This is a genomic window from Ollibium composti (assembly GCF_004801285.1).
Lineage (GTDB): Bacteria > Pseudomonadota > Alphaproteobacteria > Rhizobiales > Rhizobiaceae > Mesorhizobium > Mesorhizobium composti.
In genome coordinates, this window is record NZ_SSNY01000004.1 from 292,119 (window position 1) to 312,930 (window position 20,812).

At 66.1% G+C, this 20,812-nt stretch carries 24 protein-coding genes; 10 read left to right on the forward strand and 14 right to left on the reverse strand.

Annotated elements, in window-relative coordinates:
* Window positions 1-83: 83 nt before the first annotated feature.
* A complete protein-coding gene (locus E6C48_RS09605) occupies window positions 84-641 on the forward strand; it encodes a TIGR02281 family clan AA aspartic protease (RefSeq protein WP_136356480.1) in 558 nt (185 codons plus the stop codon).
* 29 nt (window positions 642-670) lie between these two features.
* On the opposite strand, the gene E6C48_RS09610 is transcribed toward E6C48_RS09605, so the two are convergent.
* Window positions 671-1,639 carry an AraC family transcriptional regulator gene (locus E6C48_RS09610; protein ID WP_136356482.1) on the reverse strand — a complete coding sequence of 323 codons (969 nt, stop codon included), beginning with the start codon at window positions 1,637-1,639 and terminating at the stop codon, window positions 671-673.
* 73 nt (window positions 1,640-1,712) lie between these two features.
* On the opposite strand from E6C48_RS09610, the gene E6C48_RS09615 reads away from it, so the two are divergent.
* Entirely contained in the window at window positions 1,713-2,936 is a 1,224-nt protein-coding gene (locus E6C48_RS09615) for an MFS transporter (protein ID WP_136356484.1), read from the forward strand.
* Window positions 2,937-2,988: 52 nt separating this feature from the next.
* Here the strand turns inward: E6C48_RS09615 and deoA are convergent, their stop codons facing one another.
* From deoA to E6C48_RS09645, 6 genes are all read right to left on the reverse strand, one after another.
* A complete protein-coding gene (gene deoA / locus E6C48_RS09620; protein WP_136356487.1) occupies window positions 2,989-4,305 on the reverse strand; it encodes a thymidine phosphorylase in 1,317 nt (438 codons plus the stop codon).
* Window positions 4,306-4,316: 11 nt separating this feature from the next.
* Complete coding sequence (locus E6C48_RS09625; protein WP_136356489.1) at window positions 4,317-5,123, reverse strand: purine-nucleoside phosphorylase; 807 nt, start codon at window positions 5,121-5,123, stop codon at window positions 4,317-4,319.
* A 10-nt stretch (window positions 5,124-5,133) separates the two neighbouring features.
* Complete coding sequence (gene cdd / locus E6C48_RS09630; protein WP_136356491.1) at window positions 5,134-5,526, reverse strand: cytidine deaminase; 393 nt, start codon at window positions 5,524-5,526, stop codon at window positions 5,134-5,136.
* Window positions 5,527-5,604: 78 nt separating this feature from the next.
* Entirely contained in the window at window positions 5,605-6,576 is a 972-nt protein-coding gene (locus E6C48_RS09635; protein ID WP_136356493.1) for an ABC transporter permease, read from the reverse strand.
* A 1-nt stretch (window position 6,577) separates the two neighbouring features.
* Complete coding sequence (locus E6C48_RS09640) at window positions 6,578-7,717, reverse strand: ABC transporter permease (protein WP_136356495.1); 1,140 nt, start codon at window positions 7,715-7,717, stop codon at window positions 6,578-6,580.
* Window positions 7,714-9,246 carry an ABC transporter ATP-binding protein gene (locus E6C48_RS09645; RefSeq protein WP_136356497.1) on the reverse strand — a complete coding sequence of 511 codons (1,533 nt, stop codon included), beginning with the start codon at window positions 9,244-9,246 and terminating at the stop codon, window positions 7,714-7,716. The genes E6C48_RS09640 and E6C48_RS09645 overlap by 4 nt, the downstream gene beginning before the upstream one ends.
* Window positions 9,247-9,446: 200 nt before the next feature.
* Between E6C48_RS09645 and E6C48_RS09650 the strand changes: the two genes are divergently transcribed.
* The gene (locus E6C48_RS09650) at window positions 9,447-9,656 is read left to right on the forward strand and encodes a SlyX family protein (RefSeq protein ID WP_136356499.1); all 210 of its coding nucleotides are present in this window, start codon (window positions 9,447-9,449) and stop codon (window positions 9,654-9,656) included.
* 9 nt (window positions 9,657-9,665) lie between these two features.
* Window positions 9,666-10,079: a hypothetical protein gene (locus E6C48_RS09655; RefSeq protein ID WP_230978708.1), complete on the forward strand. Its 414-nt coding sequence runs from the start codon at window positions 9,666-9,668 to the stop codon at window positions 10,077-10,079.
* On the opposite strand, the gene E6C48_RS09660 is transcribed toward E6C48_RS09655, so the two are convergent.
* From E6C48_RS09660 to E6C48_RS09680, 5 genes are all read right to left on the reverse strand, one after another.
* Window positions 10,058-10,516, reverse strand: coding sequence for a GNAT family N-acetyltransferase (locus E6C48_RS09660; protein ID WP_230978709.1), 459 nt, complete (start codon window positions 10,514-10,516; stop codon window positions 10,058-10,060). The two genes, E6C48_RS09655 and E6C48_RS09660, sit on opposite strands and share 22 nt — an antisense overlap.
* Window positions 10,517-10,602: 86 nt before the next feature.
* Entirely contained in the window at window positions 10,603-11,592 is a 990-nt protein-coding gene (locus tag E6C48_RS09665) for a BMP family lipoprotein (RefSeq protein ID WP_136356504.1), read from the reverse strand.
* Window positions 11,593-11,813: 221 nt separating this feature from the next.
* Entirely contained in the window at window positions 11,814-12,491 is a 678-nt protein-coding gene (msrA, locus tag E6C48_RS09670; protein WP_136356506.1) for a peptide-methionine (S)-S-oxide reductase MsrA, read from the reverse strand.
* A gap of 30 nt (window positions 12,492-12,521) precedes the next feature.
* Window positions 12,522-12,845, reverse strand: a complete 324-nt coding sequence (locus E6C48_RS09675) for a hypothetical protein (RefSeq protein WP_136356508.1) — start codon at window positions 12,843-12,845, stop codon at window positions 12,522-12,524.
* A 128-nt stretch (window positions 12,846-12,973) separates the two neighbouring features.
* Window positions 12,974-13,873 (reverse strand): methylated-DNA--[protein]-cysteine S-methyltransferase, encoded by a 900-nt coding sequence (locus E6C48_RS09680; RefSeq protein ID WP_136356586.1) that lies wholly within the window; start codon window positions 13,871-13,873, stop codon window positions 12,974-12,976.
* A 131-nt stretch (window positions 13,874-14,004) separates the two neighbouring features.
* On the opposite strand from E6C48_RS09680, the gene E6C48_RS09685 reads away from it, so the two are divergent.
* Window positions 14,005-14,829 (forward strand): class I SAM-dependent methyltransferase, encoded by an 825-nt coding sequence (locus tag E6C48_RS09685; protein WP_136356510.1) that lies wholly within the window; start codon window positions 14,005-14,007, stop codon window positions 14,827-14,829.
* A 3-nt stretch (window positions 14,830-14,832) separates the two neighbouring features.
* Here the strand turns inward: E6C48_RS09685 and E6C48_RS09690 are convergent, their stop codons facing one another.
* Entirely contained in the window at window positions 14,833-15,342 is a 510-nt protein-coding gene (locus E6C48_RS09690) for a DUF2244 domain-containing protein (RefSeq protein ID WP_136356512.1), read from the reverse strand.
* Window positions 15,343-15,365: 23 nt separating this feature from the next.
* Here E6C48_RS09690 and nth point away from each other — a divergent pair, with 23 nt between their 5' ends.
* Window positions 15,366-16,175 carry an endonuclease III gene (nth, locus tag E6C48_RS09695; protein ID WP_136356515.1) on the forward strand — a complete coding sequence of 270 codons (810 nt, stop codon included), beginning with the start codon at window positions 15,366-15,368 and terminating at the stop codon, window positions 16,173-16,175.
* Between the two features lie 100 nt (window positions 16,176-16,275).
* Here the strand turns inward: nth and E6C48_RS09700 are convergent, their stop codons facing one another.
* Window positions 16,276-16,731, reverse strand: coding sequence for a DUF2214 family protein (locus E6C48_RS09700; RefSeq protein WP_136356517.1), 456 nt, complete (start codon window positions 16,729-16,731; stop codon window positions 16,276-16,278).
* Between the two features lie 188 nt (window positions 16,732-16,919).
* Here E6C48_RS09700 and E6C48_RS09705 point away from each other — a divergent pair, with 188 nt between their 5' ends.
* From E6C48_RS09705 to E6C48_RS09720, 4 genes are all read left to right on the forward strand, one after another.
* Complete coding sequence (locus tag E6C48_RS09705; RefSeq protein ID WP_136356519.1) at window positions 16,920-17,462, forward strand: GNAT family N-acetyltransferase; 543 nt, start codon at window positions 16,920-16,922, stop codon at window positions 17,460-17,462.
* A 128-nt stretch (window positions 17,463-17,590) separates the two neighbouring features.
* Complete coding sequence (locus tag E6C48_RS09710) at window positions 17,591-18,556, forward strand: Bug family tripartite tricarboxylate transporter substrate binding protein (protein WP_136356522.1); 966 nt, start codon at window positions 17,591-17,593, stop codon at window positions 18,554-18,556.
* Window positions 18,557-18,663: 107 nt separating this feature from the next.
* Window positions 18,664-19,200: a tripartite tricarboxylate transporter TctB family protein gene (locus E6C48_RS09715; RefSeq protein WP_136356524.1), complete on the forward strand. Its 537-nt coding sequence runs from the start codon at window positions 18,664-18,666 to the stop codon at window positions 19,198-19,200.
* A gap of 4 nt (window positions 19,201-19,204) precedes the next feature.
* A complete protein-coding gene (locus tag E6C48_RS09720) occupies window positions 19,205-20,728 on the forward strand; it encodes a tripartite tricarboxylate transporter permease (protein WP_136356526.1) in 1,524 nt (507 codons plus the stop codon).
* The last annotated feature ends 84 nt before the right edge of the window (window positions 20,729-20,812 follow it).

The following is a 20,812-nucleotide window of genomic DNA, read 5'->3' on the forward strand; positions in this document are numbered from 1 at the left end:
ACGCCACGTGCCCGACCTGCCGGAAGCATTAAGCCGCCGCACACCAAGACCTGCGAGGATGGCGCTCCTCACAGGGTTCGGCGATGCTGCGCAAACTTCTCATCCTCGGCCTGTGCGCCGGCTCGTCGGCCTCTGTGCCGATGCTCTATCAGGCGCACCCGCAGGCCTTCGAGCGCCTGCTCGATCTCGCCATGAGCCGGCCAGCCGCCCGCGACGTTGCTCCGCCAATGCCTGTGAGCGCCGTTCGCGAGGCCACACAGCAGCCGCTCGGCCGCAAGGTGCTGCTACAGGCCGACGCGCGCGGGCACTTCGTGGCGTCCTTCAAGGTCAACGGCAGGCCGGTGGAGGCGATGGTGGATACCGGCGCCACCGTGGTCGCTCTCAACCGCTCGACCGCCAGCCGGGCCGGTATTTCCTTGAGCCCCTCGGATTTCGACCGCGAGGTCGACACCGCCAACGGCAAGGTCAAGGCGGCTGTCGTCGAGATCGCCTCGCTGCAGATCGGCAGGATCGCCGTCGATCACGTTCCCGCCGTCGTGCTGGATGACAAGGCGCTCGCAACGACCCTCATCGGCATGAGCTTCCTGCGGCGGCTCGACAAATTCCAGGTGCAGGACGGAAAGCTGCTTCTGGCGCAATAGCCGCACGCCATCGGCAGACAAGGCCGCGCCTAAGCCGCGCCGTCCGCCTCTTCGCCGCGAAAACGGCTGGGCGGCGCGCCGATCACCCGCTTGAAGGCGCGGCTGAAGGCCGCTTCCGATTCATAGCCCAGCCGCGCGGCGACCACGGCGATGCGGGCGTGGTCGCGCATCAGCCACTGGCGAGCCTGGTGCATCCGCACTTCGGTGACGTACTTCAGCGGCGGCTTGCCGACGGTTGCCGCGAAGCGTTCGGCGAAGCCGGAGCGCGAAGCGCCCATGAGGTGAGCGAGCGCCTCCACCGTCCAGTCCCGCGCCGGGTCGAGGTGGATGGCGGCGAGCACGCGGCCGACGTCGCGGTCGCGCACCGCCGCCACCCAGCCGCTGGAATCGCCGCAGCCGCGCTCCACCCACGAACGGATGATGGTCGCGGCCAGCACGTCCGCCAGCCGCGCCAAGATTCCGCCGGAGCCGACGCGCTCCATCGTCACCTCGCGCGCCATCGAATCGAGCAGATGCGGAATGCCCGGCTCATAGGCTTCCAACCCGTGCGTGCGCATGAGCTCCGGCATCATGCCGAGCAGCGGATGCAGGCTGTCGATGTTGAAATACATGCTGCCGTAGAACAGCAGCGTCGGCTGCTGGCAGGCCGCGCCCTCATTGGTCAGGCAATAGACGTTCTTGCAGATTTCCGCGCTCCGGCAGTCGCCGACCGCCTTCGTGCGGCCATCCGGCTCGCTCGCCAGCGCATGCGCGCCGCCGCGCGGCAACAGCACCGCGTCGCCGGCTTGCAGTTCCACCCATTCGCCGTCGGGTTGCCGCAGCCAGCAGCCGCTCGAACCGACGAAGTGGAAGCGCGCCGCCGCCTGTGCGGGAAACTCCAATCCCCACGGCGCCCGCATCTCGCAGCGGGCATATTCGACGCCATCGAGCCGCAGTCCTCGCAATATGTCGGTCAGCGGATCGCCGGTGATGGGAAATTTGGACGAACGGTCAAGCATGTTGGCGTTTCTAGCATGGAAACTCCAGAGTCCGCCACCCATTTTCCGTGTCCATCCTGACGGAGATTCACAAATGAGCCAGACAGCCATAGGCGTCGCCGACGCCACCCTGGACGACGCCGCATCGCCGGCGCCGTCGGTTCCGAAAGAGCGATCCGACCCGGCATGGGGCGCCGTTCTCTCGCTGACGCTCGGCGTGTTCGGCTTGGTAACGACGGAATTCCTGCCCGCCAGCCTGCTCACTCCGCTGGCCACCGATCTCGGCGTCAGCGAGGGTGCCGCCGGACAGGCGGTGACGGCGACGGCCGTTGTCGCGGCCGTCACCGCGCCGACGCTCGCCATCCTCACCCGCACCATAGACCGCCGCCATGTCATGTGGGGGCTGACGGTGCTGCTGGTGGCCTCCAACCTGCTCGCCGCCTTCGCCACATCGCTGCCCATGCTTCTGCTTGCCCGCGTCGTTCTGGGCGTCGGCCTCGGCGGTTTCTGGGCGATGTCGGGCGCCATCGCGATGCGGCTGGTACCGGCCGCGATGCTGCCGCGCGCCATGTCGATCATCCTCACCGGCGTATCGGTCGCCACCGTGTGTGCCGCCCCGATCGGCGCTTATCTCGGCGACCTTTGGGGATGGCGCGCCACTTTCCTGCTCGGCGCCGTCATCGGCGTGCTGACGCTTGCAGTCCAGCTTGCGACCATTCCGCGCCTGCCGCCGCTCGACGTGGCGAGCGTGCGCGCCCTGTTCGACGTCGGCCGCAACCGCATGATCCGCATCGGGCTCATCGCCATCCTGCTGGTGGCGTCGGGCAATTTCGCCGGCTTCACCTATGTACGCACCTTCCTCGAGCAAGTCCCCGTCCTCGACATCGAGACGATCTCGCTGGTCCTGCTCGCTTTCGGCGTCGCCGGCTTCTTCGGCAACCTCGCCGGCGGTTTCGTCGCCGGCCGCAGCCTCAGGCTGGCGCTCAGCCTGGCGCCGCTGATCATGGCCGTCGCAGCCCTCATCCTGGTTATAGCCGGTGCATCGCCGCTCTTCGCCGCGATCGGCATCGCCCTGTGGGGCTTCGGCTTCGGCGGCGTACCGGTCAGCGTGCAGACCTGGATGATCCGCGCCGCGCCCGAGCAGGCCGAGAGCGCTGGTGGCCTGATGGTGACGGCCTTCCAGGTGGCCATCGCCTCCGGCGCCGTCTTCGGCGGGCTCTTGGTGGACCATGTCGGCGTGCTCGGCCCGTTCGTCCTCTTCGGCCTCGCCGCACTGTCAGCCGCCATCGTAGTCGCCTTGTTGACGCCTCGGCATTGAATCGGCCCATTCTCTGCCACAGGCCGGGTGCGCGATCGCCCGGCCTTTTCCGTCAACGAGCGGCGATGCGCCGGATGATCACCTTCTCCGGCGGCGGCTTGGCCGGGCCGATCGCATAGGCATCGCGGACCGCCGCGATCGCCACCTCGGCTTGCGCCTCGCCGCGTGCATGGACCAGCGCCAGCGCATCGCCGGCGCGGACTTCCGCCCCGACCGGCAGCAATTCTGTCAGGCCGACGGCCGGATCGACCTTGTCGTCCGGACGCCTGCGTCCGCCGCCGAGTTCAACGACGGCAAGCCCGATCTCCCGCGTCTCGATGCCGGTGACGAAGCCGGCCCGCCGTGCCTCGACCTTACGGACGACAGGCGCTGCGGGCAGATAGGCGGCGGCCCGCTCGACGAAATCCGCCGGTCCGCCAAGGGCTGCCACCATGCGTCCGAACACGGCGGCGGCGCGGCCTCCCTCCAGCGCCTCGGCAGCGCGGCGCAGGCCGTCCTGGTTGGAGGCCGCCAGCCCTGTCGAATGCAGCATCTCGGCGGCGAGCGCCAACGTCACCTCACCCAGCCGCCGGTCGCGCCGACGTCCGGTGAGGAAATCGACGGCGTTCATCACCTCGACCGCATTGCCGGCGCAGGACGCCAGCGGCTCGCTCATGCCGGTGACCAGCGCGGTCGCCGCAAGCCCGGCCCCGTTCGCCACTTCGACAAGGCTGGACGCCAGCTTCGCCGCCTCGCGCGGGCGTTCCATGAAGGCGCCGTTGCCGACCTTGACGTCGAGCACGAGCGAACCGAGCCCCGCCGCCAGTTTCTTCGACAGGATGGAGGCGGTGATCAGCGGCACCGATTCCACCGTGCCGCTGACATCGCGGATGGCATAGAGCCGCTTGTCGGCCGGCGCTAGGTCGCCGGTCTGGCCGATGATGGCGCAGCCGGTCTCGCGTACGGCCTTGCGGAACAGGGCGATGTCCGGCTGGCTGGCATAGCCGGGAATGGCATCCATCTTGTCCAGCGTGCCGCCGGTATGGCCGAGACCTCTTCCCGAGATCATCGGCACGAAGGCACCGCAGGCCGCCACGATGGGCGCCAGCATCAGCGAGACGTTGTCGCCGACACCGCCGGTGGAATGCTTGTCGGTGACGGGACCCGGCAGGTCCGACCAGTCGAGCACGTCGCCGGAAGAGCGCATGGCCATCGTCAGCGCCACCGCCTCCTCGCGGCTCATGCCGCGCAACAGCACCGCCATGGCGAAGGCGCCCGCCTGAGCGTCAGCCACCGAACCGTCGGTCAGCCCGGCGACGAAGGCGGCGATCTCCTCCGCCGACAGCTTCAGGCCGTCGCGTTTCCTGCGGATGATTTCCTGCGGGAGCATGGCTTGCCTAACTATCCTTCCAGCATGCCATCCTCGAACACCTTCCTCAGCACCGAGGCGAGCCGCGCGCCGCCGAGCGGCGCCATGTCCTTGGTTTCCTGGTGCGACAGCTCCGCCCCCGTCATGCCGGCGGCGAGGTTGGTGATGACCGAGCAAGCCGCGACCTTGAGGCCGTAGAAACGGGCCAGGATGACCTCCGGCACCGTCGACATGCCGACAGCGTCGGCGCCCATGATGCGCGCCATGCGGATTTCAGCCGGCGTCTCGAAGGACGGGCCGGAGAACCACATGTAGACGCCCTTGTGGAGGTGGATATCCACCGCCTCGGCCGCCCGCTCGATGACCGCGCGCAGACCGGCGTCGTAGGCCTCCGTCAGGCCGACGAAGCGGCGGTCGGTCGGCTCGCCGAACAGCGGATTGGAGCCGGAGAAATTGATGTGATCGGTGACCAGCATAACCGAACCCGGCAGCATCTCGGGATCCAGCGAACCAGCGGCATTGGTGAGGATGAGCCGGGTCACGCCGATGCCGGCCAGCGTCTCGATGACCGGGCGCATGACGGCGGCGTCGCCGTGCTCGTAATAGTGGGCACGGCCGGCCAGCATCAGCACCGGCTTGCCGCCGAAGCGGCCGGCCACCACCTCGCCGGCATGGCCGGTGACGCCGCTCGCCGGAAAACCCTGCAAGTCGGCATAGGGAATGCGCACCGCGTCCTCGACCTCGCCGGCGAGGACGCCCAGCCCGGAACCCAGCACCAGCGCCGCCTGCGGCACCAGTCCGTCCAGCCTTTCCACCAGAAGATCGATCGCTTCCTTCATGCCTTCTGCTTCATGTCCATGTATCGCCACGGAAACCGTAAGGCAGCATATCACCCATCGTCACGGTTTCCGCCACGCCGGTTTCGTCGCACAGATAGAGCTTCGCCTCGGGGCCTGCGAACTCCGCCAGCCTCTGGCGGCAGCCGCCGCAGGGCGTGCATTTCGCCATCCGCTCGGCGATCACGGCGATCTCGACGATCCTGCCGCCGCCGCCCATGATGTAGTGGCCGAGTGCCGTCGTCTCGGCACACCAGCCTTCCGGGAAGGAAGCCACCTCGATGTTGGCGCCGGCAAAGATGCGGCCGTCCTCGGTGCGGATCGCCGCGCCGACAGGGAATTTGGAATAGGGCGCATAGGCTTTCGCCATGGCAGCCTTGGCAGCGAGGTAGAGATCGTGTGACATGGACTTTTCCAAGCGAACAGCGAGTCGCGGACGGGAAGCAGAAGCGATGGGCGGTTTCCTATCCCCTACTCCCCCATTCTACCTTTCCTTGACATAGGGCACGCCGCCGGCTCTCGGCGGGATGGCCTTGCCGATGAAGCCGGCGAGCAGCACCACGGTCAGCACATAGGGCAGCGCCTGCATGAACTGCACCGGCACCTTGCCGATGACCGGCAGCGGCGAACCTTGCAGGCGGATGGCGATCGCATCGAGGAAGCCGAACAGAAGGCAGGCGAACATGGCGTTGACCGGCTTCCACTTGGCGAAGATCAGCGCGGCCAGCGCGATGAAGCCCTTGCCGGCGGTCATGTCCTTGACGAAGCCGGCGTTCTGCACCATCGCCAGATAGGCACCGGCGATGCCCGTCAGGATGCCGGTGCAGATGACGGCGCGGTAGCGCAGCCATTCCACCGAGATGCCGGCCGTGTCGACTGCCGCCGGATTCTCGCCGACGGCGCGCAGCCGCAGCCCGAAGCGGGTGCGGAACAACACCCACCAAGTGAACGGCACCGCCAGGAAGGCAATGTAGACCAGCAGCGAATGGCCCGAGATCAACTCGGAATAGATCGGCCCTATGATCGGCACATCCCTGATGGCGTCGGCGCCGGGAAAGACGATCGCCTCGAAGCGCTCCCCCGGCGCCAGCGCCGGGGTGCGGCCGCCCTGTTGGAACCAGGCCTGGCCGAGGATGATGGTGGAGCCGGCGGCGACGAAGTTGATCGCCACGCCCGAGACGATCTGGTTGCCGCGATGGGTGATGGAGGCGAAGCCGTGCACCAGCGCCAGCGCCACCGAGATCAGGATGCCCATGCCAAGCCCGATCCAGGCGGAATGGAACACCGAGGCGGCGGCGGCGGACGCGAAGGCGCCGGCCAGCATCTTGCCTTCCAACCCGATGTCGAAGATGCCCGACCGCTCGGAATAGAGCCCGGCGAGGCAGGCAAGCAGCAGCGGCACCGACAGGCGGATGGTGGAGTCCAGCGTCTGGACGGCGACGTTGAAGAAATCCATCTCAGGCTCCCTTGCCCGCTTCCGCCATGCCGACCGATTTCGGGCTGAGCGAGGCGAACAGGGCCTGAATAGCGGGGCGGAACATATGCTCCAGCGCGCCGGCGAACAGGATGACGAGCCCCTGGATGATGACGATCATGTCGCGACTGATGTTGGGCATCTCGAAGGAAAGCTCGGCGCCGCCCTGGTAGAGCATGCCGAACAGGATCGAGGCGAGCACGATGCCGACCGGATGCGAGCGTCCCATCAGCGCCACCGCGATACCGACGAAGCCTGCACCGGAGACGAAGTCCAGTGCCACGTTGTGCTGGTCGCCCATGGTCGGGTTGAGCGCCATCATGCCCGACAGCGCGCCCGAGATCATCATGGTGACGAGGATGATGCGCGTTTCCGAAATGCCGGCATAGCGGGCCGCCTTCGGCGAGAAACCGTAGGTGCGCATCTCGTAGCCGAGCTTCGTGCGCCAGATCAGAAGCCACACCAGCCAGGCCATCACCAGCGCCAGGATGAAGGAGATGTTGAACGGCGCCGAGCGGATCTTCGCGAAACCGAACAGCTCGATCAGCCAGTTCAGCTTCGGCAATTGCGCGCCGTCGAGGAAATTGCGCGTCTGCGGCGCCATCGCGCCGACCGGCTTGATGACGTCCACCAGCATGTAGACCATGATCGAGGCGGCGATGAAGTTGAACATGATCGTCGTGATGACGATGTGCGAGCCGCGCTTGGCCTGCAACCATGCCGGAATCAGCGCCCACAGCGCGCCGAACAGGGCCGCCGCCGCGATGGCGATGGGAAAGAGCAGATACCACGGCAGCACGCTGTCGAGGCTGAGGCATACGATGGCGATGCCGAGGCCGGCGATATAGCCCTGCCCCTCGCCGCCGATGTTGAACAGCCCGCAATGGAAGGCCACCGCAACCGAGAGGCCGGAAAAGATGAAGGTGGTGGCATAGAACAGCGTATAGGCGATGCCCTGCCCGCGCCCGAACGCGCCCTCGACCAGGATGACGGCGGCGCGGAACGGGTTCTCGCCAACCAGAAGCACCACCAGCCCGGCGACGATGAAGGCGACGGCGAGGTTGACGAGGGGGATCAGTCCGTAATCGGCCCAGGCGGGCAACTTGGCGTAGGGCGCGCTCATTCCGCCGCTTCCTTCTGCTCGACGCCGGCCATCAACAGGCCGAGCTCGCCTTCGCCGGCTTCCGGCCCGCGTTCGCCGACGATGCGGCCGGCGAACATCACCAGGATACGGTCGGACAGCGAGCGGATCTCGTCCAGTTCGACCGACACCAGAAGCACCGCCTTGCCGGCGTCGCGCATAGCGATCAGCCGCTTGTGGATGAACTCGATGGCGCCGACATCGACGCCGCGTGTCGGCTGGCCGACGATGAGGACGCCGGGATCCTGCTCGATTTCCCGCGCCAGCACGATCTTCTGCTGGTTGCCGCCGGAAAAATTGGCGGTCTTCAGCCGCGGATTGGACGGCCTTATGTCGTATTTCTCGATCTTGTCTTTGGCGTCGGCGACAATCGCGTCGATGTTGAGCAGCGGCCCCTTCAGGTAGCGCGGATCGTCGTGATAGCCGAGAATGGAATTCTCGTTCTCCTCGAAAGCCAGAACCAGTCCGACATGATGGCGGTCCTCGGGCACATGCGCCAGCCCGCGCTCGCGCAACTCGCCGGGATCGGCAGCACCGGTCAGGTCGATCGGCTTGCCGTCCAACATCGCACTGCCGGAAACCGCGTTGCGGATTCCGGAAATCGCCTCCAGAAGCTCCGATTGGCCGTTGCCGGCGACGCCGGCGATGCCGACGATCTCGCCGGCGCGCACCTCGAACGACACATCGTCGACCATGGTGACGCCGCGCGAATCCCGGACGACGAGGTTCTTCACCGAGAGCTTGACGGCGCCGGGCTTGGCCTCGCCCTTGTCGACCCTCAACAGCACGCGCCGCCCGACCATCAGTTCAGCCAGTTCCTCCACCGTGGTCTTGGCCGTTTCGCGGGTGGCAACCATCGTGCCCTGCCGCATCACTGAGACCGTGTCGGTGATCGCCATGATCTCACGCAGCTTGTGGGTGATGAGGACAACCGTCTTCCCCTGTTCCTTCAACTGCTTGAGGATGCGGAACAGGTGGTCGGCCTCGGCCGGCGTGAGCACGCCGGTCGGCTCATCGAGGATGAGGATTTCGGCGCCGCGATAGAGCGCCTTGAGGATTTCAACGCGCTGCTGCAAGCCGACGGGCAGTTCCTCGATCAGCGCGTCGGGATTGACCTGCAAGCCGTATTCGCGTTCCAGCCTGACCAGTTCCGAGCGCGCCTTGGCGATCGAGGAGTTGAGCAATGCGTTGCTCTCGGCGCCGAGGATGACGTTCTCCAGAACGGTGAAGTTGTCGACCAGCATGAAGTGCTGGTGCACCATGCCGATGCCGGCAGCGATGGCATCGTTGGAGGTCTTGATCGAGGCCGGCTTGCCGTTGACTTTGATCTCGCCGCTGTCGGCCTGGTAAAATCCGTAAAGGATCGACATCAGCGTCGACTTGCCGGCACCGTTCTCGCCGACGATGCCGTGAATGGTGCCGCGCGCCACCTCGAGGTTGATGTCGCGGTTGGCATGTACCGGCCCAAAGCTTTTGTTGATGCCGATCAGCTCGATTGCGGCCTCAGCCATGCAGTCGTTCCCGTCGTGTTTTTATCGTTTGGTCAAAACGCCTAACACGTCGCCAGTTCCCTGCCAACGGCGCCGCTCCCGTTCCACTCTCGACAAATCGCGGCGCAATTGTCAATTTCCAAGGCGGTCACGATCGCCGTATTCGCCGCAACTTGGAAGCGACGATGCGCAACGGATACGACAGGCGCAGGGAGGCGTCCATGGACAGCGCAGACGAACGGCTCATCGCGCTGGAAATCCGCGCCGCCGAGCAGGAACACACGATCGAGGAACTGTCCGGCCAGATCGCCGAGCAGTGGAAGGTCATGGACAGGATGCAGCGCAAGCTGGATGCGCTGACGGAGCGTTTCCTGGCGCTGGAGGAGCAGGCGGCGCCGGACGTGCCGGTGACGAAGCCGCCGCACTGGTAGGAGGATCGCGTGCCGGATCGCGCCACAAGCGGCGAGAGCGAGCAGCGCAGGCGCGCAGGCGACTATATCCTCGGCCGCATGAGCGAGAGCGAGCGCGAGCGGGCGGAACGCGACCTGGAGATCGATGCGGCCTTCCGCGACGCGGTTATCGCCCTTGCCGAGGACATGCACGTCTTCGGCCGGACGGAAACGCCGGCCTCCCCTTCTCTCGAACGCTGGCAGGCGATCGTCGCCCGCATCGCCGACCTGCCGCAGATGCGGCAGGCGGACCTGTCGGGGATTGACCTCGAAAAGCCAGTCATCGGCACAGTGAAACGCACTGTCGGCATGGGCCTGCAGGCGCTGCCGAACCGGCGCGCGATCGTCGTCGCGCTCGGCCTGATCGCGGCCTTCGCGCTGGGTTATCTGGCGGGCAGGTTATAGGGCAAGCGGCGGGACATCAGCATCATGGGCCCGTCGTCCTCTTCGAATCTCTCGACGGAGCGCCAGCCGAGCGACGCATAGAACCGCCGTGCCTCCCAGGTGTAGAGATGCAGGGTTTCGACGCCCTGCGCGCAGCCATGCGCCTCGACGGCCCTTACCAGCGCGGCGCCGATCCCGCGACCGCGGAAGGCCGGCCCCACAACCAGCCCTGCCAGCCACGGCGTCACCTCGTGCGCGGCATCGAGTTCATCTCGAACGAGAAGTACCGTGCCGGCCAATTCTCCATCGACACGCGCGACAAGCGAGACTTCGAGACCGTCGTCATTGGTCAGAAGCCCATGCAACCCTGCAATATCCTCATCGAGCGTGCGACCGGAACCGTCGAAAAAGGCGGCCATGCGCAAGCGCGCCACCGGCTCGATGTCGTGCTCGGTCATCAATTCTATCGCGTCATCCATGGCCCCCTCCAAAACAGAACCGCCGGGACGATGCCCGGCGGTTCGCATTCAACGAGACTAACCGATCAGTACGGGCACTTGCTGTCCGTTGTGAAGTCATGCACCTCGATCTTGCCGTCGATGATGTCCTGCTTGGCCTTGTCGGCGGCAGCCTTCATCTCGGCGGTGACGAGATCCTTGTTGTTGTCGTCCATCGCGTAGTCGACGCCGCCTTCCTTCAGGCCGAGATGCTGTGCGCCGGCGGTGAACTTGCCGTCCTTGGCGTCCATCAGGCCGTTATAGACGGCGACATCCACGCGCTTGACCATCGAGGTCAGCACATGGCCGGGCTGCAACCCGTTCTGGTTGGAATCGACGCCGATGCCGAGCTTGCCGGCATCTGCCGCCGCCTGCAGAACGCCGACGCCGGTGCCGCCGGCCGCCGCGTAGATCACGTCGGCGCCCTGGTCCATCTGCGTCTTGGCGATCTCGCCGCCCTTGGCCGGATCGTTCCAGGCCGCCGGCGTGTCGCCGGTCATGTTGTAGAGCACGTCGGTGGCGCCGGCCGCCTTGGCGCCGCCGACATAGCCACAGCCGAACTTGCGGATGAGGGGAACGTCCATGCCGCCGATGAAGCCGACCTTGTGGCTCTTGGAGGCCATCGCCGCCAGGACGCCGACGACGTAGGAGCCTTCATTCTCCTTGAAGGTCACCGAACGCACGTTCGGCGCATCGACGGCGTCGTCGATGATCTCGAACTTGGTGTCGGGATAGTCCGCCGCCACCTTCGTCAGCGAATCGACGAAGGAGAAGCCGGTCATGATGATCGGGTTGCGGCCGTCTTCGGCGAAGCGGCGCAGTGCCTGTTCGCGCTGCGAGGCGTTGGAAATCTCGAAATCGACATAGTCGATGCCGGTTTCCTTCTTGAACTTTTCGGCGCCGTTATAGGCGGCCTCGTTGAACGACTTGTCGAACTTGCCGCCGAGATCATAGAGGAGCGCCGGCTTGATATCGTCGGCCAAGGCCGGAAAAGCCAGTGCGGTTGCGGCCAGAAGGCCGAGGACGATACGTTTCATGTGATCCACACCCTGTCGGTTTCATTGCTTGTGCGCCGTCCGCCACCGCCCCTCAGCGGCTGCCGGACAGCGTTCCGGCAGGAGTGTACGCCTCCCGCTTGCGCGCAATCTTGCACGCTCGCGAACAAAATTCACCTGGAATTTTGACCTTTTGGAAAACCATGGCGGGGGAGGCGGACGCCATGGCAAATCCGCCGCGACGGCGGCAAAGGCAGTCCGCGTCAGGCCGTGGCGGCGGCTGGTGCCGCCGTGGGGATGGCGCAGGCGACGCCGGTCCCCTTCAGGCCGCAATAGCCGTTAGGGTTCTTGGCGAGATACTGCTGATGCTCTTCCTCGGCGAAATAGAAATTGCCGGCCGGCTCGATCTCGGTGGTGATCCTATCGCGGCCCGCCCCCTTCAGCGACGCCTGATAGGCATCGCGCGAGGCGACGGCCTGCTGGTATTGCGCCTCATCGAAGGTATAGATCGCCGAGCGGTAGGTGGTGCCGACGTCGTTGCCCTGGCGCATGCCCTGCGTCGGATCGTGCGCTTCCCAGAAAATCTTGAGCAGCGTGGCGTAGGACACGATCTTCGGATCGAAGACGACAAGCACTGTTTCCGCATGGCCGGTGAGCCCGGTGCAGGTTTCCTGATAGGTCGGATTGGGCGTGAAGCCGCCGGAATAACCCGACGCCGTCACCCACACCCCTTCGACCTGCCAGAACAGGCGCTCCGCGCCCCAGAAGCAGCCGAGCGCGAACAGCGCCGTCTCCATGCCGTCCGGATAAGGTCCCTTGAGCGGATGCTTGAGCACATAGTGCTTTGCCGCCGTCGGGATCGGCTTGGCGCGACCGGGCAACGCCTCCTCCGGCTTCGGCAGGTTGAGTTTCTTGTTCAGCATATCGCTCAGGAAGAACATGGGGTCTTTTCCTTTCCGGCCGGCGCAGCGTCAGCCGGCGGCGAAGCGCGTGGCCTTTCGTTGCGGCTTGTAGCCGATCATGTAGAGCAGCAGGGCAAGCACGGCGAACACCGCGAAGCCCGGCTGGCTGATGATCCAGTCGACCGCTGTATCCCAGACGAGCGGCTGCACCTTTTCCCGCACGAAGCTTTCGGCCGCGCCCAGCGTATCGGGCGAGACCGCGTTCCAGCTCGTCTTCAGCGGCGTCATCACCAGATGCGCCGCAGCGACCGTGCGGGTCGCGTCGAGCACCGCCATGATGACGGAAACAGCGAGCGCGACCATGGCGGCCAGGCGAAAGAGGAAGCGGATCATCGTCTATTCCGGCGTCTTTCCGGCGATAGATAAGACGCACCGGACAAGGACGCAATCGTGACACGCGAAAGTGAGGCCGCGTCAAGGCTTTTGGCCTATCGCCCGGCGCATCGGCGCCGGGCGAAGGGTCAGGCCGCGCCCAACTGGCCGGCTTCCCAGCCGAGGATGGCGCGCTTGCGGGTCAGGCCCCAATGATAGCCGGTCAGCGCGCCGGACTTGCCGATCGCCCTGTGGCAGGGCACGACGAAGGACAGCGGATTGGCGCCGACCGCCGCCCCGACCGCGCGGCTCGCGGTCGGCTGGCCGATCTGCCCGGCGATATCGGAATAGGTGCAGGCGCGGCCCATCGGCACGCGCAGCAGCGCTTCCCACACGCGGAGCTGGAAGTCGGTTCCGATCATGACGACCCTGAGCGGCCGGTCGGAACGCCATTGCGCCGGATCGAAGATGCGCGCCGCGTAAGGCGCGGTTGCGGCCATGTCCTCGACATAGATGGCGTTCGGCCAGCGGCCGGTCATGTCGGCCAGTGCCGCGCGCTCCTCGCCGGCATCGGTGAAGGCCAGGCCCGCAAGGCCGCGATCGGTCACCATGATCAGCGCGATGCCGAAGGGCGAGATGTGATAGCCGTAGCGGATGGTGAGCCCCGCGCCCCGGCTCTTGTAGTCGCCCGGCGACATCGCCTCATGGGTGACGAACAGGTCGTGCAGCCGGCCGGGACCGGACATGCCCAGTTCGAACGAGGTCTCCAGGAGCGGCATGCCGGAATCGAGCAGCCGCCGCGCATGGTCGAGCGTGACGGCTTGCAGGAAGGCCTTGGGCGACAGGCCGGCCCAGCGGGTGAACAGCTTCTGCAGGCCGTTCGGCGTCTCGCCGACCGCTTCGGCCAGCACCTCCAGCGAAGGCTGGTCGCGATAGTCGAGGCTGATCTTCTCGATGGCGCGGCGCACCACCTCGTAATCGCCGCCTTCCGGCGTGATGTCCCGTTCGAGCACGGGTTGCGGCTTCATGGTCGGCATGGATGCAGTCATAGACATATGGGCGTTCATGGCAATGTCTCCTTGAGCGTCGAATATCGGTTTTCCGCCGGTCTTCCTCCACCCGAAACTTGCCTTTCGCGCCATGGCATCCAGATTGCCAGCCTGCGCGAAGGAGAAAACGAATGGCCGCCGAAAAGGTCCGTCTCAGCAAGGAAAAGGAAACGCTGCTGATCACGCTCTACGGCAAGGCGCTTGAAAGCCGCCGGCCGGATTCGCTGCTGCGGGACCGTTTCGCCGACGAGGCGGTCGGCAGGATCGACTACGATTTTTCCCGGCTGGGCGTCGACCGCAACCTGGCTGCCGGCCTGGCGGCGCGGGCGCGCATCATGGACGACTGGGTGCGCGATTTCCTCGCACGGAACGCGGACGCCGTGGTGCTGCATCTCGGCTGCGGGCTGGATACCCGCGTCCAGCGCATCGATCCGCCGGCGGGCGTGGACTGGTTCGACGTCGACTATCCCGAAGTGATCGACCTGCGGCGAAAACTCTACCCGGCGAAGCCGAACCGTCATCTCGTGCCGGCATCGGTCGTCGAGCTGGAATGGCTCGACAAAATCCCGAAGGATCGGCCCGCGATGGTCGTGGCGGAAGGGCTGACGCCGTACCTTCGGCCGGAAGCGGGTCGGCGGCTGTTCTCGGCGCTGGTCGAGCACCTGCCGCGCGGTGAAATCGTCTGCGAGGTCTACAACGGACTCGGCCTGAAATTCGTCAGGAACAGCCCCGCCTGCAAGGCCACAGGTGCCGAATTGCACTGGGCGATCGACGATCCGCGCGAACTGGAGCAGGCCGCGCCCGGCCTGCGGCTGATTGAGGACCGGTCCGCCTACGACGCGGAAGCGGCGGCACGCATGACGCTGCCGGCCAGGATCTTCATCTTCTTCTGGGGACTGATCCCGGCGCTGCGCCGGATCGGTCGCCTGCTGCGCTTCGGCTTCGGGCCGGCGTGAGGTTCAGCGTGCCTTGGCTCGCGCCAGCGCACGCGAAAAGGCGGCGGCGAAACTCTCGCGGTCGTCCGGGTTGAGGAAGGTGCCGATAGCGACGTCCTGGCCCTGCGCCTCCACGGCCATGCGGGTGATGCCGATCTCGGTGTGCCGCGCGACCGAGAACTTCGCCCAGAACGGATTGAAATGATGCGACTGGGCCTTGCCGGACGGCGCGACCTTCAGGATATCCAGCGCCGTGCGAGACACCGACACTTCCTCATGGGCGCGGGCGGCGCGGTAGTTGACGCGGAAGGCGAGGTAGAGGCCGAGCACGTCCAGCCCGAAGAAGCCGAACACAGGCCAGGCGCCGTGCGAGAGCATGAAGATGCCGGTCACCAGCCAACCGAACAGAAGCGCGCCCATCAGGATCATGAAGCCGGTACGGCCGAGAGACCGGTGCGGGGTCAGGGAGGCGTGGAAAAACGGCTCGTCGGCGGCGAAGCCGGCTGCCGCGGAGGCGGCGTTTGTATCGCTCATGATCAGCCATTATAGGAGCTTGCATGAGCACCCCCAAGCCAAAAGATCGCCGCACCCCCAAAGCCTCTCCGAAGGGCGGCCGGCGCGACGGCCCCAACGCTGTCGTGCGGCCGCGCCCCGCCAAATCGTTCTGCCTGTACAGCCAGGCCGAGGTGCATGAGATATTCCGCCGCTTTTCGGTGCAGCGGCCAGAGCCGAAAGGCGAACTGGAATACGTCAACGCCTTCACGCTCCTGGTGGCGGTGGTGCTGTCGGCGCAGGCGACGGATGCCGGCGTCAACAAGGCGACGCGAGGGCTGTTCAAGGCAGCCGACACGCCGGAAAAGATGGCGGCGCTCGGCGAGGAAAAGATCGGCGCCTATATCCGCACCATCGGGCTATGGCGCGCCAAGGCGAAGAACGTCGCAACCCTTTCCGAAATGCTGGTACGCGACCATGGCCGCAAGGTGCCGGAGACCCGCGACGAACTGGTCAAGCTACCCGGCGTCGGCCGCAAGACCGCCAATGTCGTGCTCAACATCGCTTTCGGCCAGCACACCATGGCGGTGGACACACACATTTTCCGCATCGGCAACCGCATCGGCCTGGCGCCCGGCAAGACGCCGGAGGAAGTTGAGAAACGGCTGATCGAGGTCATCCCGGACGAATACATGCGCCACGCCCATCACTGGCTGATCCTGCACGGGCGCTATGTCTGCAAGGCGCGCAAGCCCGACTGCCCGGCCTGCGTCATCGCCGACATCTGCAAATCGGCCGAGAAGACGACCAACATTCCGGCCCCCCTGGTCGAGATCGGGCCGCTCGGCCCGGCGCCGGGGGAAACCGTCGCCTAAAGCATGTCTCCCGAAAGTGGGACCCGGTTCCGGGACAAAGACATGCGTAAAATCAAGAATCCGAAGCGTGCGGAGCGAATCCGAAAGATCGCGACACGCTTTAGAAGCCGTAACCGCGTGCCATGGCCGCGGCAAAGACGGGAATGGCGAGGAAGACCGCGGCCTCGGCGCTGAGCGCGGAGCGCACCGAGGCCAGTTCCGCTTCGGGAGCCCGCCAGCCCGCATCGGCCCCCGCCTGCCGGCTCCATGCCAGGAAACGCATCGTCGGCTTGATGGATAAGAGCCCGACGATGAGGAAGGCCGCCATCTTGGCCCAGAACACCCAGTTGTAGACGTAGAACTCCCAACCCTTAAGGCCCCAGGTGACCCTCGCCGCGCCAACGACGATCACCAGCATGGCGACCATGCCGTAATGGCGGTCGATCCGTGCCAGCCGCCGCACCGTCGAGGCGGTCATGTCGTTGCGGACGAGCACGAATTCGGCCGCGATGATGCCGGCCAGCGAGAAAACCAGCAGGTGGTGCAGGATGGCGAGGACGAGATCGGTGGTGTCCATCTGTTTCTTCCTTTGATCGGCGGCGCAGCCTATCACCGCCCCGGTGATGATCGCAGCCGCCCGGTCGACGCCGCTGACGTCTCCTGACAATCGGCGAAGTGACGATGTTGCCTCTCCGCAAGGGACATGCTGAACCTTGCCGTCGCCCTGCCAGGCCGGCATGTGGAGACGACCGAAAAGGAGACTGCATGGGGACGATCCATAAGAGCGCGCCGGTGCTGGAAACCGAGCGGACGCTGTTGCGTCCGCACCGGCTGGAGGATTTCGACGCCTATTGCGCCATGGGCGCCGATCCGGCCGTCTTCCGCTTCATCGGCGGCAGGGCGCGCACCCGCGAAGAGACGTGGCAGCGGCTGCTGCGCCATCCCGGCATGTGGTCGCTGATCGGCTTCGGCTTCTGGGCCATCGAAGACAGAGCAAGCGGCCGTTTCATCGGCGAGGCCGGCTTCCACGACCTCAAGCGCGCTATAGAGCCCTCAATCGAGGGCTTGCCCGAAGCCGGCTGGTCGCTCACCTCAGACATGCACGGCAAGGGGCTGGGCGGCGAGATCGTGCGGCGGATGCTGGAATGGGCGGACGGAGACTTGCGAGCGCCCCGCACCGTCTGCATCATCGATCCCGAAAACGCCGCGTCGCTCGGCGTCGCCCGCAAATGCGGCTATCGTGAATACGCCCGCACGACCTACCACGATGAGCCGACCATCCTGCTGGAGCGGGCAAACGACGCCTGAGCGATCCTTACGCGGTGTTTTCGTTGACAGCGCGGTTTCGATCTGCTCGATTTTTGCCGAAGCGCGTCCGCTGTCGGGTAGCGTTGAGAAAGGTGCCGAAGAAGGCACCGCAATCGGGAGGAGACACCATGCTGAACAGACGCGCATTTCTGGCGAGCACGGCCGCCATCGGCCTTGCCGCCTCGGTTGGCCCTGCATTCGCGGCGGACGCACCGCAACTCGAAATCTTCGTTCCGGCGGCGCCCGGCGGCGGCTGGGACCAGACGGCGCGCACCATGGATCAGGTGCTGCGCACGGATAAGCTGATTTCCGGATCGCAGATCACCAATGTCGGCGGCGCCGGCGGCACGGTCGGCCTGCCGCAGTTCGTCAGCCGCTACAAGGGCAAGGGCAACACCCTGATGGTCGGCGGCATGGTCATGGTCGGCGCGATCATCGCCAACAAGTCGGCCGTCAAGCTCGATCAGGTGACGCCGATCGCGCGGCTCACCGGCGAGTTCGAGGCGCTGGTGGTACCGGCCGCCTCGCCGTTCAAGACCGTCGCCGACTTCATCGCCGCGCTGAAGGAAGACCCGACCAAGGTGCCGGTCGCCGGCGGTTCCGCCGGTGGCTCCGACCACATCCTGTTCGGCCTGATGGCCAAGACGGCGGGCGTCGACCCCACCAAGATCTCCTACGTGCCGTTCGCCGGCGGCGGCGAGGCGCTGGCAGCCCTCCTCGGCAACCAGGTGGCCGGCGGCATTTCCGGCTACGGCGAATTCTCCGAACAGGTCAAGGCCGGCACGCTGCGCGTGCTCGCCGTCTCGTCCGACAAGCGCCAGGAGGGCATCGACGCGCCGACGCTGAAAGAGTCAGGCATCGACGTCGAACTGTTCAACTGGCGTGGCGTCTTCGCTCCGCCGGACGTCTCGGACGAGGACAAGGCGGCGATGGTCAAGATGATGGAAGACATGACCAAGAGCGCAGCCTGGGCCGAGGAATGCAAGAACCGTCAGTGGACGTCCATCCCGCTCACCGGCGAGGCCTACGAGACGTTCCTGAAGGAAGACATCGCCCGCATCGAAGGCATCCTCAAGGACCTCGGACTGGCCTGAAACTGACCGGAGGGGCGGCGCCAGCCGCCCCTTTACTCCCGCGCCGGTGAAGAGGGACGGCGGTGCGGACGCATGCGGTGGCGGTCTTGCGACCCCAGGGAGGACCTATGAGCGTTCATGACGAACCCGCCGCCCCGCGCGGCGTTGCCATGCCCGAACTCCTGATCGGCCTCGGCATGCTGGCCGCCGCCGGCGCCGTGCTGTGGCAGACGCTGGCGATCCCGGTGTCCCCGCTCTATTCCAAGGTCGGCCCGACCGTCTTTCCCTACATCACCACCGGCGGCATGCTGGTTCTGGCATTGCTGCTCATCAAAGCCGCCGTGCAGGGCGGCTGGCAGCCGGACGACGAGAAGGAAACGCCGACCGACTGGAAGTCGATGGGCTTCGTCGCCGCCGGCCTCGTCGCCAACATGCTGCTGATCGGCTCGCTCGGCTTCACCGCCGCCTCCGTCATCATGTTCGTGCTGGTCTGCTACGGCTTCGGCAGCCGTCACCCGCTGCGCGATCTCGGCATGGGTCTGGTCCTTTCGCTGGCGGCCTATTTCGGTTTCGCCAAGGCGCTGGGCGTCAACATCGGCGCCGGCTTCTTCGAGGATTTCGCCAACGGCGCGATCGCCACCGTCGCAAGCTGGTTCGGAGCCTGACACCATGGACACGCTCGCCCAACTCGCCCATGGTTTCTCCGTCGCCTTTTCGCCGGTCAACCTGTTATGGTGCCTGCTCGGCACGACGCTCGGCACCGCCATCGGCGTGCTGCCCGGCCTCGGCCCGGCGCTGACCATCGCGCTGCTGCTGCCGATCACCTACCAGGTGGCGCCGGAAGCCTCCTTCATCCTGTTCGCCGGCATCTACTACGGCGCCATGTATGGCGGCTCGACCACCTCCATCCTGCTCAACACGCCGGGCGAAAGCGCCACCATCGTCACCGCGCTGGAGGGCAACAAGATGGCGCGCTCGGGACGCGGGGGAGCCGCCCTCGCCACCTCGGCCATCGGCTCGTTCGTCGCCGGCACCATCGGCACGCTGGGCGTCGCCTTCCTGGCGCCGGTGGTGGTCAAGTTCGCCCTTTCCTTCGGCCCGGCCGAATATTTCTCGCTGATGGTGCTGGCCTTCATCACCGTCTCGGCGGTGCTCGGTTCCTCCGCCGTGCGCGGTCTTTCCAGCCTTTTCGTCGGCTTCGTCATCGGCATGATCGGCGTCGACCTGCAAACAGGGCAGCCGCGCTTCACCTTCGGCCTGACCGAACTGCTCGACGGCGTCGACGTCATCATCGCGGCGGTCGGCCTGTTCGCCGTCGGCGAGACGCTCTACGTCGCCTCGCGCCGCTATGCCGGCAAGGACGAGATCGTGCCGCTCAAGGGTTCCCTCTATATGACGGCGCAGGAATGGGCACGCTCATGGAAAGCCTGGATCCGAGGCGCCTTCATCGGCTTTCCCATCGGCGCCATGCCGGCCGGCGGTGCCGAGATCCCGACCTTCCTGTCCTACGCCGTCGAGAAGAAGCTGTCGAAGCACAAGGAGGAATTCGGCACCGTCGGCGCCATCGAGGGCGTCGCTGGGCCGGAGGCGGCCAACAACGCCTCTGCCGCCGGGGTGTTGGTGCCGATGCTGACGCTGGGCCTGCCCACCTCGGCCACCGCCGCCATCATGCTGTCGGCCTTCCAGAGCTACGGCATCAATCCCGGCCCGCTGCTGTTCACCACCCAGGGCAACCTCGTCTGGGGCCTGATCGCCTCGCTGTTCATCGCCAACGTCATCCTGGTCATCCTCAACCTGCCGCTGATCGGCCTGTGGGTGAAACTCCTGAAGATCCCCGCCCCGCAGCTCTATGCCGGCATCCTGGTGTTCTCCACCGTCGGCACCTACGGCATCTCGCAATCGCCCATCGACCTCGTCGTGCTCTATCTGCTCGGTGCTGTTGGTTTCCTGATGCGGCGCTTCGATTTCCCGACCGCGCCGGTCATCATCGGCATGATCCTCGGACCGCTGGCGGAGGCGCAGTTCCGCCGCGCCATGACCATCTCCAACGGCGACTGGACGGTGTTCTTCACCCATCCGCTGTCGCTGACGCTGCTGATCCTCGCTTTCCTCGGCCTGCTCGGCCCGCACATCTGGGGCTATATCGAGCGTCGCCGGCTGAAGGGACAGGAAGCGGTGCCGGGCGATGCGTGAAGATTTGAGGTGCGTCCTTCGAGGCTCGCTCCGCTCGCACCTCAGGATGAGGAAGGTTTTGCGCCGGACGAAGGAGGACCTTGG

Bases quoted from the DNA above. Each gene is read 5' to 3' on its own strand.
- E6C48_RS09605 (WP_136356480.1), top strand. From the start codon at position 84: ATGCTGCGCAAACTTCTCATCCTCGGCCTGTGCGCCGGCTCGTCGGCC.
- E6C48_RS09610 (WP_136356482.1), bottom strand. From the start codon at position 1,639: ATGCTTGACCGTTCGTCCAAATTTCCCATCACCGGCGATCCGCTGACC.
- E6C48_RS09615 (WP_136356484.1), top strand. From the start codon at position 1,713: ATGAGCCAGACAGCCATAGGCGTCGCCGACGCCACCCTGGACGACGCC.
- deoA (WP_136356487.1), bottom strand. From the start codon at position 4,305: ATGCTCCCGCAGGAAATCATCCGCAGGAAACGCGACGGCCTGAAGCTG.
- E6C48_RS09625 (WP_136356489.1), bottom strand. From the start codon at position 5,123: ATGAAGGAAGCGATCGATCTTCTGGTGGAAAGGCTGGACGGACTGGTG.
- cdd (WP_136356491.1), bottom strand. From the start codon at position 5,526: ATGTCACACGATCTCTACCTCGCTGCCAAGGCTGCCATGGCGAAAGCC.
- E6C48_RS09635 (WP_136356493.1), bottom strand. From the start codon at position 6,576: ATGGATTTCTTCAACGTCGCCGTCCAGACGCTGGACTCCACCATCCGC.
- E6C48_RS09640 (WP_136356495.1), bottom strand. From the start codon at position 7,717: ATGAGCGCGCCCTACGCCAAGTTGCCCGCCTGGGCCGATTACGGACTG.
- E6C48_RS09645 (WP_136356497.1), bottom strand. From the start codon at position 9,246: ATGGCTGAGGCCGCAATCGAGCTGATCGGCATCAACAAAAGCTTTGGG.
- E6C48_RS09650 (WP_136356499.1), top strand. From the start codon at position 9,447: ATGGACAGCGCAGACGAACGGCTCATCGCGCTGGAAATCCGCGCCGCC.
- E6C48_RS09660 (WP_230978709.1), bottom strand. From the start codon at position 10,516: ATGACCGAGCACGACATCGAGCCGGTGGCGCGCTTGCGCATGGCCGCC.
- E6C48_RS09665 (WP_136356504.1), bottom strand. From the start codon at position 11,592: ATGAAACGTATCGTCCTCGGCCTTCTGGCCGCAACCGCACTGGCTTTT.
- msrA (WP_136356506.1), bottom strand. From the start codon at position 12,491: ATGTTCTTCCTGAGCGATATGCTGAACAAGAAACTCAACCTGCCGAAG.
- E6C48_RS09675 (WP_136356508.1), bottom strand. From the start codon at position 12,845: ATGATCCGCTTCCTCTTTCGCCTGGCCGCCATGGTCGCGCTCGCTGTT.
- E6C48_RS09680 (WP_136356586.1), bottom strand. From the start codon at position 13,873: ATGACTGCATCCATGCCGACCATGAAGCCGCAACCCGTGCTCGAACGG.
- E6C48_RS09685 (WP_136356510.1), top strand. From the start codon at position 14,005: ATGGCCGCCGAAAAGGTCCGTCTCAGCAAGGAAAAGGAAACGCTGCTG.
- E6C48_RS09690 (WP_136356512.1), bottom strand. From the start codon at position 15,342: ATGAGCGATACAAACGCCGCCTCCGCGGCAGCCGGCTTCGCCGCCGAC.
- nth (WP_136356515.1), top strand. From the start codon at position 15,366: ATGAGCACCCCCAAGCCAAAAGATCGCCGCACCCCCAAAGCCTCTCCG.
- E6C48_RS09700 (WP_136356517.1), bottom strand. From the start codon at position 16,731: ATGGACACCACCGATCTCGTCCTCGCCATCCTGCACCACCTGCTGGTT.
- E6C48_RS09705 (WP_136356519.1), top strand. From the start codon at position 16,920: ATGGGGACGATCCATAAGAGCGCGCCGGTGCTGGAAACCGAGCGGACG.
- E6C48_RS09710 (WP_136356522.1), top strand. From the start codon at position 17,591: ATGCTGAACAGACGCGCATTTCTGGCGAGCACGGCCGCCATCGGCCTT.
- E6C48_RS09715 (WP_136356524.1), top strand. From the start codon at position 18,664: ATGAGCGTTCATGACGAACCCGCCGCCCCGCGCGGCGTTGCCATGCCC.
- E6C48_RS09720 (WP_136356526.1), top strand. From the start codon at position 19,205: ATGGACACGCTCGCCCAACTCGCCCATGGTTTCTCCGTCGCCTTTTCG.